Source organism: Kangiella sp. (assembly GCF_014762745.1).
Taxonomy (GTDB): domain Bacteria; phylum Pseudomonadota; class Gammaproteobacteria; order Enterobacterales; family Kangiellaceae; genus Kangiella.
Genome location: NZ_JABURJ010000088.1, coordinates 1 through 8,788, shown reverse-complemented (window position 1 = coordinate 8,788; position 8,788 = coordinate 1). Strand labels below are relative to the sequence as shown.

12 protein-coding genes are annotated in these 8,788 nt (G+C 43.1%); 7 read left to right on the top strand and 5 right to left on the bottom strand.

The window, feature by feature from the left end:
• Positions 1 to 339 precede the first annotated feature (339 nt).
• From HUJ19_RS06165 to HUJ19_RS06145, 5 genes are all read left to right on the top strand, one after another.
• Positions 340 to 780: a hypothetical protein gene (locus HUJ19_RS06165; RefSeq protein WP_290622836.1), complete on the top strand. Its 441-nt coding sequence runs from the start codon at positions 340 to 342 to the stop codon at positions 778 to 780.
• 122 nt (positions 781 to 902) lie between these two features.
• The gene (locus tag HUJ19_RS06160; RefSeq protein WP_290622835.1) at positions 903 to 1,574 is read left to right on the top strand and encodes a hypothetical protein; all 672 of its coding nucleotides are present in this window, start codon (positions 903 to 905) and stop codon (positions 1,572 to 1,574) included.
• 15 nt (positions 1,575 to 1,589) lie between these two features.
• The gene (locus HUJ19_RS06155; protein ID WP_290622834.1) at positions 1,590 to 1,859 is read left to right on the top strand and encodes a hypothetical protein; all 270 of its coding nucleotides are present in this window, start codon (positions 1,590 to 1,592) and stop codon (positions 1,857 to 1,859) included.
• A 249-nt stretch (positions 1,860 to 2,108) separates the two neighbouring features.
• Positions 2,109 to 2,363: an RNA-binding protein gene (locus tag HUJ19_RS06150; RefSeq protein WP_290622833.1), complete on the top strand. Its 255-nt coding sequence runs from the start codon at positions 2,109 to 2,111 to the stop codon at positions 2,361 to 2,363.
• A gap of 124 nt (positions 2,364 to 2,487) precedes the next feature.
• Positions 2,488 to 2,994, top strand: coding sequence for a hypothetical protein (locus HUJ19_RS06145; protein WP_290622832.1), 507 nt, complete (start codon positions 2,488 to 2,490; stop codon positions 2,992 to 2,994).
• Here the strand turns inward: HUJ19_RS06145 and HUJ19_RS06140 are convergent.
• Entirely contained in the window at positions 2,978 to 3,487 is a 510-nt protein-coding gene (locus HUJ19_RS06140; protein ID WP_290622831.1) for a hypothetical protein, read from the bottom strand. The two genes, HUJ19_RS06145 and HUJ19_RS06140, sit on opposite strands and share 17 nt — an antisense overlap.
• Before the next feature lie 163 nt (positions 3,488 to 3,650).
• Here HUJ19_RS06140 and HUJ19_RS06135 point away from each other — a divergent pair, with 163 nt between their 5' ends.
• Complete coding sequence (locus HUJ19_RS06135; protein WP_290622830.1) at positions 3,651 to 4,139, top strand: GAF domain-containing protein; 489 nt, start codon at positions 3,651 to 3,653, stop codon at positions 4,137 to 4,139.
• A complete protein-coding gene (locus HUJ19_RS06130) occupies positions 4,132 to 4,683 on the top strand; it encodes a GGDEF domain-containing protein (protein ID WP_290622828.1) in 552 nt (183 codons plus the stop codon). Before HUJ19_RS06135 ends, HUJ19_RS06130 begins: the two co-directional genes overlap by 8 nt.
• A gap of 11 nt (positions 4,684 to 4,694) precedes the next feature.
• Here HUJ19_RS06130 and HUJ19_RS06125 read toward each other — a convergent pair whose 3' ends face one another.
• The 4 genes from HUJ19_RS06125 to HUJ19_RS06110 all read right to left on the bottom strand — a co-directional run.
• Entirely contained in the window at positions 4,695 to 6,164 is a 1,470-nt protein-coding gene (locus HUJ19_RS06125; protein WP_290622826.1) for an SEL1-like repeat protein, read from the bottom strand.
• Positions 6,165 to 6,169: 5 nt separating this feature from the next.
• Complete coding sequence (gene ruvA / locus HUJ19_RS06120) at positions 6,170 to 6,787, bottom strand: Holliday junction branch migration protein RuvA (protein ID WP_290622825.1); 618 nt, start codon at positions 6,785 to 6,787, stop codon at positions 6,170 to 6,172.
• On the bottom strand, positions 6,784 to 7,314 hold the full coding sequence (gene ruvC, locus HUJ19_RS06115) for a crossover junction endodeoxyribonuclease RuvC (RefSeq protein WP_290622824.1): 531 nt from the start codon (positions 7,312 to 7,314) through the stop codon (positions 6,784 to 6,786). Before ruvC ends, ruvA begins: the two co-directional genes overlap by 4 nt.
• A gap of 731 nt (positions 7,315 to 8,045) precedes the next feature.
• A partial coding sequence (locus HUJ19_RS06110) for a YebC/PmpR family DNA-binding transcriptional regulator (protein WP_290622823.1) occupies positions 8,046 to 8,788 on the bottom strand: 743 nt, incomplete at its 5' end.

Genomic DNA, 8,788 nt, shown 5'->3' with positions numbered 1-8,788 from the left:
TTTACTTTTCTTCATTTCCAGATAATACTAAATTATAGTTATCTGGATCAGCCCCTTATTATTAAATTCAAAAAGGTTAGGTGGCATCAATTTACAGCATTACCCAATTGTACAGCTGCGCAGATCGAAAGCTGCTATTTCAGGCTCGAAAATTTAGGCCACACTCAAAATGTTGCAAAGTTTGAGGCAATGGAGCTTTTATCTCACAGAGCCTACAATCAACTGAACCATTTTAGAATCTTTCTAGATGAGACTGGATGTCATGAGTTTTTCGCCGAGTCAGCAAATATAGTCACAGAAAGATGCAATTAAGGGACACAGGTCAGAGTAAATTCACAAATGAATAAAGCGTCATTAGGCAATGTAACGGTCACGGTTGACTCAGAAAAGACTAAGGAAATATACAGCTTAATTACAAACGGCAGTGCCGTTGATTGTGGGTGCTCGTATTGTCGTAACTTCTTAGCGCAAGCACCCAACTGTTTCCCACAAGATGTACTTAACTTTTTTGAACAGTGTGGTATTGATCCAATAAAAGATGCAGAGGTTTATGAAATGGGGCCAGTACCACTGGACAATGAACTACATTTATACTGCGGGGAATACTATTTCATTTGCGAGTCTGAGCCAGATGATGTTGCCGATAAACTGCCTAATGGGTTCGAGTTTACCATTACAGCGCCTTCATCTTTAGAGCCTGAGGAGTTTAGAAATATTAAAGGCTCAATGTGCTTTAGCTTTATGTACCCGATACCGTGGGTTCTATCTGAAAAGCCATGAAGCAACCATAGCCTCGAACCAAAAGAGTTACTTACAGGACACAAACTGGTGCACTACCTAAAAGCAAATTCTGAATTAATGGGATCGGAGTGAATTAATATAATCAAAAGGATATAAAAACCATGAAAACTAAAGTTTGGATAACTCTAATTTTAATAACTGCCGCACTAGCGGGCGCTTATTTTTACACAAAATCCAAACAGCCCAGCCCACAAAACGCCGAGCTCAGTCAAAGCCAAGAAGAGGATGTTAAAGCTGAGAACGTTATAGAAACTTCTGAGTTACTCAGCAATCATCCAGAGGCTGATTCCGTTCAACGGCCTAATAATAAAGCTATTGACTCAACCACAGCCCAAAAGACAGACAAGAACATTGTTAAATTAATTGACTCAATTGAACAAAACGGTGCACTAAGTACTAATGAGATTCAAAAGTTAATGTCAAATCCTAAAGCCTTCGATGACGCTTTATATAAACTGGAAGAGTCTTATTATGAGCCCGAATATAGCTACGAAACAAAGGTTAAGTATCAACATTTCTTCAATACCAGTCCATTCCATCTTCAGGGTAAGGCGCAGCTCAGTAATTTACAGTGTTCCCCAAAAATGTGTCTGGCAAAAGTTGCAGGGATTCAAAGAGAACAGTTAACTGAATACACTCAAAGCGTACAGTCATCTGAGGATTTACCTATCAAGGCTCTGGCTGTTGGTTTTAACGGAAATGATATATTGTTGGCGTTCTCTACAGATCCAGAAGTTAATGCTTTTATAACTCGAAAAGAGACTGATGAGTAAAACTGAGGAAATCTAATGAACAGTAATAAATTACGATCCTCCTACTGGGTTATTGCAGCCTTGTTGATGTTAGCCGCTGTTTTAGCCAATCAGTTCAGCGATGAGTTTAGCTGGGATAAGTTTGATTACCTGGTGTTCGGTATCATGTTGCTTGGTGCTGGCCTGGCGATTGAGCTGGTGCTTCAATTTGCCAAAAAACCGCTATATCGACTAGGACTGCTCATTGCGATTGCAGTGGTTTTCTTGTTGGTATGGGCAGAGCTGGCGGTTGGGATTTTTCATTAAACACTTAGGTTGTGGTTAGGTTCACTTTATTTAGACAACCAATAGTTATTTATAAAACGTTAGAGTAGAACCAAATGTAGAGTGCGTCGCGACGCACCGCATAACTTTCCATCAACTCCAATGGTGCGTCGTGACGCACCCTACTTAAGAGTTACTGCTGACTTAAACTAAGACTAGCCGCCAAACCTATAGTAAACGCAAGGCTCTCAATGATATGATGCAGTACATTCACACCAATATCGCCCTCCCATGAAATTATTAGTTCGAAATCTTGCCCGTACCACTACTGAAGAACAAGTTACAGCCCTATTCGAAGAGTATGGAACCGTTCAGTGGTGCAATTTGATTATGGATAAGGCCACTGGCGGCTCCAAAGGCTTTGGTTTTGTTGAAATGCCTAAGCCAGGCGAAGCTAAAGCAGCAACCAAAAACCTGAACGGCAAGGTCATTGACGGCAGTAAAATCCGAGTGAAAAAAGCGGAAGATAAAAAAGATTCTGAGTAACCCCCTATTTCGAGCTTATCAAGATTAACGGTAAGCTCGGCTTCAACTGATTATTTCCCTATCCTGCATCCAGTGCTAGACTGAGTCACATCAATATTTAAACAAAAAGTTAATTGGGGGTTCTATGGTTGTTAATAAAGGCGTACTAAGGCTGGCGATCCTTAGCTTTCTGATTATGTTTAATGGGTTTGCGATGGCGGCTGAGTCCAATAAGGACAAGCTCAAGAAGATGCTGGATGGTACTAACAAGCAACAGGCAACTTCCAGTATCCCTGATGAATTTCTAACGGGTCATTGGATTGGTATGTACGACTATGACAACCGTACTGCGGATACGCCTCCTGCGAATACCTTTACCATGGTCATGGAGAAAACTCCTGATGGTATTGCAGGAATCATTTTGGAGCCCGACCTAAACCCTCAATTTTACGCCCAGATTGCTGAAGTCATTAATCCTGAAGTGAGCGGCAAGAAGTTTACCTTTACCAAAAAATACAATAGTGGAACGACTATTGAATACTCTCTCGAAGTAGATATTCCAAACCGAGTACAGTACGGTACCTGGAAGATAAAAAATGGGCCTTCTGGTGTTGTTCTTATGAGCAAAATTGAAGCTAAGGATTTTGAGTAGCATCGACATCTGATTGAATCGCCTCTTTTAACGAAGAGGCATTATCAGTCGTCACCGTTATAGTTCTCTTTTCGCCTTTTGTCGTAATCTCTATGGCTTCTTTTCCTCGGCCAATATAGCCAAGCTTGTTCGCTTTTATCCGATAACCGAAGCCCAAGAACTCTTTTGCCGGATTGCCCAGCTTAAAGCTGACTTTCTCAATATCGCTTAACGCTATTTTAGTTTTACCAAATGCGCCAATGCTTAGATATAAGTAGCCGTCATCAACCTTTGTGATTATCTGTATCTTAGACACATACCAAGAAACCAGGGCTGTTATCAGGCAGATAATTAAGACCCAATGACTCTCAATGGCATTGTCTGGCGAAGGTTTGCCCAGAACAGCCTGCTCATAAAACATGTAGCCATACATCAGAGCTATGATCACCAGGAAGACAGTAATCACTGTCATCAGTTTTTTGGGCATGATGGGTTGGGTTTCGAAATATTGCACTGCTAACACCTGAGCTTTAATTGTTTAGGACGATTCTAATTTGGCTGAAGGCAGTATGCAATTGTCAGACCAGCTTTGTATTAAAAGATGCTAATTTGACACTGATATTCGCTTTGTTTCATAGTGTTAGGTGTAGATTGTTTAATCACTCAGAGGATCAGGGATGCAGTTCCAATGTAATGATGCGACTATAGAAAACACGCTACTGTCTCACAAGAAGCTTGAAGAAATCATCCAGGCTCAAACCTCTATTGCTCGTCTAGGTATTAATTTCGGTGCCATTCTCAATGAAGCCTGCCTGCAGTCACAGAAGCTCACTAATGCCCATGGAGCCGTCATTGAATTAACTGAAGATACTGAGATGGTAATCAGGGCGGCAACAGGCATTGCCTCACATTACTATGGTGTTAGAAGGGATAGTGCCAATAATATGTCTGCGATAGCTATACGAACGCAGCAAGCACTTATCGCGAATGATACCGAAAATGATCAAAGAGTGGATCAGGTTTCCAGAGCTGCTATTGGACATCGCTCAATGGTGGTATTTCCATTATTTCATCAAAAAAAAAGTAGTTGGTGTGCTAAAGGTACTGTCAAGCAAACCCAATTTCTTTTCAATTCTGGAACTGAAGATTATTGCTTACATGTCTGAGTTGGTTGCAAGTACAATGTTCCACGCCCAATATTACGCCCAGGACGAACTATTCCGTCGTGCTACTCGAGATGAGCTAACCGGTATTTCTAACCGCGCCCTATTCATGGATCACCTGCACCAAAATATCGCTCATGCCAAACGTGACGGCAGTAAAGTCGCGCTTATAGCCATTGATATGGATAACCTCAAAGTTCTGAATGACACCTATGGACACCATATTGGAGACAAGGCACTTAAAACACTGGCCGAGCGATTTTCTAAAACCATCAGAAGCTCCGATACGGTTGCGCGTTTTGGAGGTGACGAATTTGCAATTACTCTGTCGCCGGTGAATGGCAGTGAATCTGCCCAGGCAGTGATCGGTAATTTGATTCAGTCTCTCAAGCAGCCTATGGTAGAGGAAGAGCAAGAGTTTCAATTAGGGGCGAGCTTTGGCTTTGCTATTTATCCAGATGATGCTGAAGAGGTTGAAGCCTTACTGGAAATTGCCGATCAGAGAATGTTCACCAACAAACGAGAGCGTAAAAAAGAAAGGCAATAATACTCTTTAAGCTATGGGTTGGATTGTTTAATAAGGGTACGAACTTGTTCCAAGATTGAAGGGTCAATAGTCTCACCCTCATCCTCAAGTTCTTCTTTTGCAGCTTGGTAGTTATTGTTTGCTGCCTGTTGTAACCAATACTGATATTGCTCAACACTGGCATCAGTTCCTTTTCCTGTCAGATACATTTGAGCAACTTTGTACTGAGACTCTCCGTCATTTTGCTTGGCAGCTTTTAAATACCAGTTGAAAGCTTTCTGCTCATTGTTCGGGATCTCATCATCTGTTTCATAATAGACGCCAAGGTTATATTGAGCCAGTAGATGCCCTCCAGCCGCAGCCTTTTCCCATAACTCAAGCGCTTTAGCATGATTTCTCCACCGCCCTTCATGATTGTAATTAATGTTGGCCAGGTTATTCATGGCAGATAAGCTGTTATGGCTGATAGCTCGCTCATACCAATAAATGGCCTGACGGATATCTTTTTTAGTTCCTTTACCTTCCGCGTAATAATAACCCACCTGAAAAAGCGCATCAGGATCACTGGCTTTAGCCGCCACCAAGTAATGCTCAAGCGCTTTTTTATAATCCTGTTCTACGCCAGCACCATTCTCATACATCCAGGCTAAATTATAATAAGCATTGATGTCGTCCAGGCTTTTTGCTCTTTCAAACCAGTAAAATGCTTCCTCATAACTCTCTTCAGTTCCGAAGCCATTGAGATAAAAGTAACCCAGGTCAGACATCCCCGGTGGATGTTCCAGTTCAGCAGCCTTTTTGAAATATTGGAATGCAGTTTCGAGGTCTTTATCAACGCCATCGCCATCACGGAATGATAAACCTAAATAATAAGTTGCTTTGACATGATTGGAGCGAGAGGCCATTTTATAGAGTTCGATGGCTTTGAATTTATCTTCAGCAACCACCTCACCCATATCATAAATATAAGCCAGCTCAAACTGAGCGTCCGGGTCAGCGTTAAACGACGCTTGGCTAAACCAATAAATGGCTTCTTCATAGTCGACAGCAACACCTTCGCCATAGTAGAACATATAACCTAAATTACGCTGAGCATCGGCATCCCCGCCCATCGCTGCCAGCAGATACCAGTAAGCAGCCTCTTCATGATTTTGCTCAACCACTTCCCCGACATTATACATATAACCCAGATAAAACTGTGGCACACTGTATCCCAGATGAGCGAGGTAGTGCATGAAGTAATATGCCGACTCCTTTTGTCCAGCATCATAAAGATCCGCTGCATAATAGAACTGCTGTTCAGCATCCAGTAATTGCTGCTGCCCGATAGTTTCCAGCAATGGAGTCACTAAAGACTTTAGTCCGGAGTTACTGAACCAGTCACTTTCCTGAAATTGCTCATAACGTTTTTCAACACTCTGCCGCACCTGATCTTCGGCCGCGAATAACGTCAGCCAAGGAAAAACCAGGCACAATAAAAATATGAGCAATCTCGGCAACATGAACACTAACCCGCCAGCTGCCTCAGAGCCAAACGAATGAGCTCTTCACTTTTAGCATCATCATGCGCTACCTGAGTGACAGCTTTACTGGCAATCTGAGGCTTATAGCCCAGAGCAATCAAGGCACTAACGGCTTCTTGGGAAGCATCAGTTTTGGCAGAACTTGGCGCACTGGTTTCTGAAGGTTTGCTGGATGAGAGTCCTGAGCTGATTGACCAATCTTTGAGGCGATCGGACATTTCAACCAATAGACGCTCTGCCGTTTTCTTGCCGACACCGGGTAACTTAACTAGACGATCCACACTGCCATCATGCACTGTCATGACAAATTCATCCGACTCCATGCCAGACAAGATCCCCAGAGCAAGCTTTGGGCCAACGCCATTCACTTTAATCAACTCACGAAACAACGCGCGGTCCTTGGTGCTGATGAAACCATAAAGCGCGTGCAAATTTTCAGAAATCGACATATGCGTTGAAAGAATTGCCTGTTCGCCCTCTTCCGGTAATTGGTAGAAAGTGGTCATTGGCACCTGAATTTCGTAACCGACACCAGCACCGGTTTCAATGATGACAAAAGGAGGGATTTTTTCAATTAATGTACCGCGAATTCTTCCGATCAACGTAAACGTCCTCTGGTTATCGTTTTAACACCCTTCAGTTGAGCAAGCCCCTGAGTAGTGTTGGCATGACATAAAGCCACCGCCAAAGCATCGGCCGCATCAGCCTGTGGGCTGCTTGGGAGTTTTAATAATGTCTTAACCATGTGTTGTACCTGAGTTTTATCGGCTCCGCCAGTGCCAACCACAGACTGCTTGACCTTCCTGGCAGGATATTCAGAAACAGGTAGCGCATAATGGCTGGCAGCGACAATGGCAGCACCGCGCGCCTGTCCCAGTTTCAATGCGGAATCGGCATTCTTGGATAGAAACACTGACTCAATGGCAAACTCATCAGGCTTAAACTCCTGAATTAACTCACACACACTATCAAATATCTGCTTAAGCTTTAAATCCAAGGTCTCATCCTTAATTCGAATACAACCGCTGGTGATATAGCGCGGTCGATTGGCAGGAATTTGACCGCCCACTTCGATAATACCGAAACCCGTCAGGCGAGAACCTGGGTCAATTCCAAGAATGATAGGCATTAAAGCTCCAACAGAAAGTAATCATTATTCTCAATCGCCTATTAGACTTTTTCTAGCAGCAATGGTCAAGGTGGGCGGAAAGGGGCTTGCCTCTGGTCTGGTGATGCACCCAAGAGCAAGCTCCGTCAGGAGTTAGGTAGGGGAAGGCCAATGTGCCTGCCCAAAAACCCAATGTTGGGTTACGCCTTCGGCTAACCCAACCTATAAAAAAAGCGAGTTTCTAGGTCAGCGATGCCCTCTGATTCAGACCGAAAATAAATTTAACACAGTATCGAAGAAGATAAATCTATCTAGAAATGATTTAGATGAAGGTGAGGCGCGGTGAAAGCCCCACCAAATATACACCACACCTAGAAGCTCTCTAGGCGAAAGCGAGACGAGGGAAATTTATTTTTACGATACAGAGTTTACAATCTGTTGTACGGACAACTCATGAGTTGTCCCTACAAAATAAACTCAACAAAGCCTCATCCAATATTAATCACACTCATAGAAGCACCTAGGCGATGGCGAGACGAGGCAAATTTATTTTTACGATGATGAGTTTACGAGCTGTAAATGATTTTGAGTAAAAATAAATTTAACACAGTATCGCTAGGGTAAAAGTATATAGAAATGAATTAGATGAAGATGAGGCACGGCGAAAGCATATTAAAAGGGAGGCGTTCACATGAAGTGAATAACGAGCTTTGAATATGCTTTCAACAAAGCCTCATCGAATATAAACATTTCTAGATGAGGTCGTAAGATTCGGAGGGAATATCAGCGTTAGTATACACATTCTGCGTATCATCAAGCTCTTCCAGACGATCCACCAGTCGAATCACTTTGGCACCGTCATCAACAGTCAGCTCAGCTTGAGTCGATGGCAGCATGGAGACTTCTGCATTTTCTGGCTCAAAGCCAGCTTTGATTAACGCATCTTTAATATCGAGGAAATCCTCTGGAGTGGTCAGAACTTCAAAGGAACCATCGTCATGGGCAATAAAATCTTCTGCACCCGCTTCGAGAGCTGCTTCCATCAAGGCTTCTTCTTCAACGTTATCGCCAAAGACGAACTGACCTTTTTTCTCGAACAAATATGCAACCGAGCCATTAGTGCCTAGATTGCCGCCATGCTTAGTAAAAGCATGACGAACTTCACCCACTGTACGATTTTTGTTGTCGGTCATGCACTCAACCAGAATCGCAACACCACCAGGGCCATAACCTTCATAGGTTAACTCTTCGTAGTTGTCACCTTCTGCATTACCAGTACCGCGATCAATCGCTTTCTCAATGGTGTCTTTCTTCATGTTAGCGCCAAGCGCTTTATCCATGGCCGCTCTTAGTCTTGGGTTATCATTCGGATCGCCACCACCTTCTTTCGCGGCTACTACTAGCTCACGAATGATTTTGGTAAAGATTTTCCCGCGTTTAGCATCTTGTGCTGCTTTGCGGTGTTTGATGTTTGCCCATTTTGAGTGACCAGCCA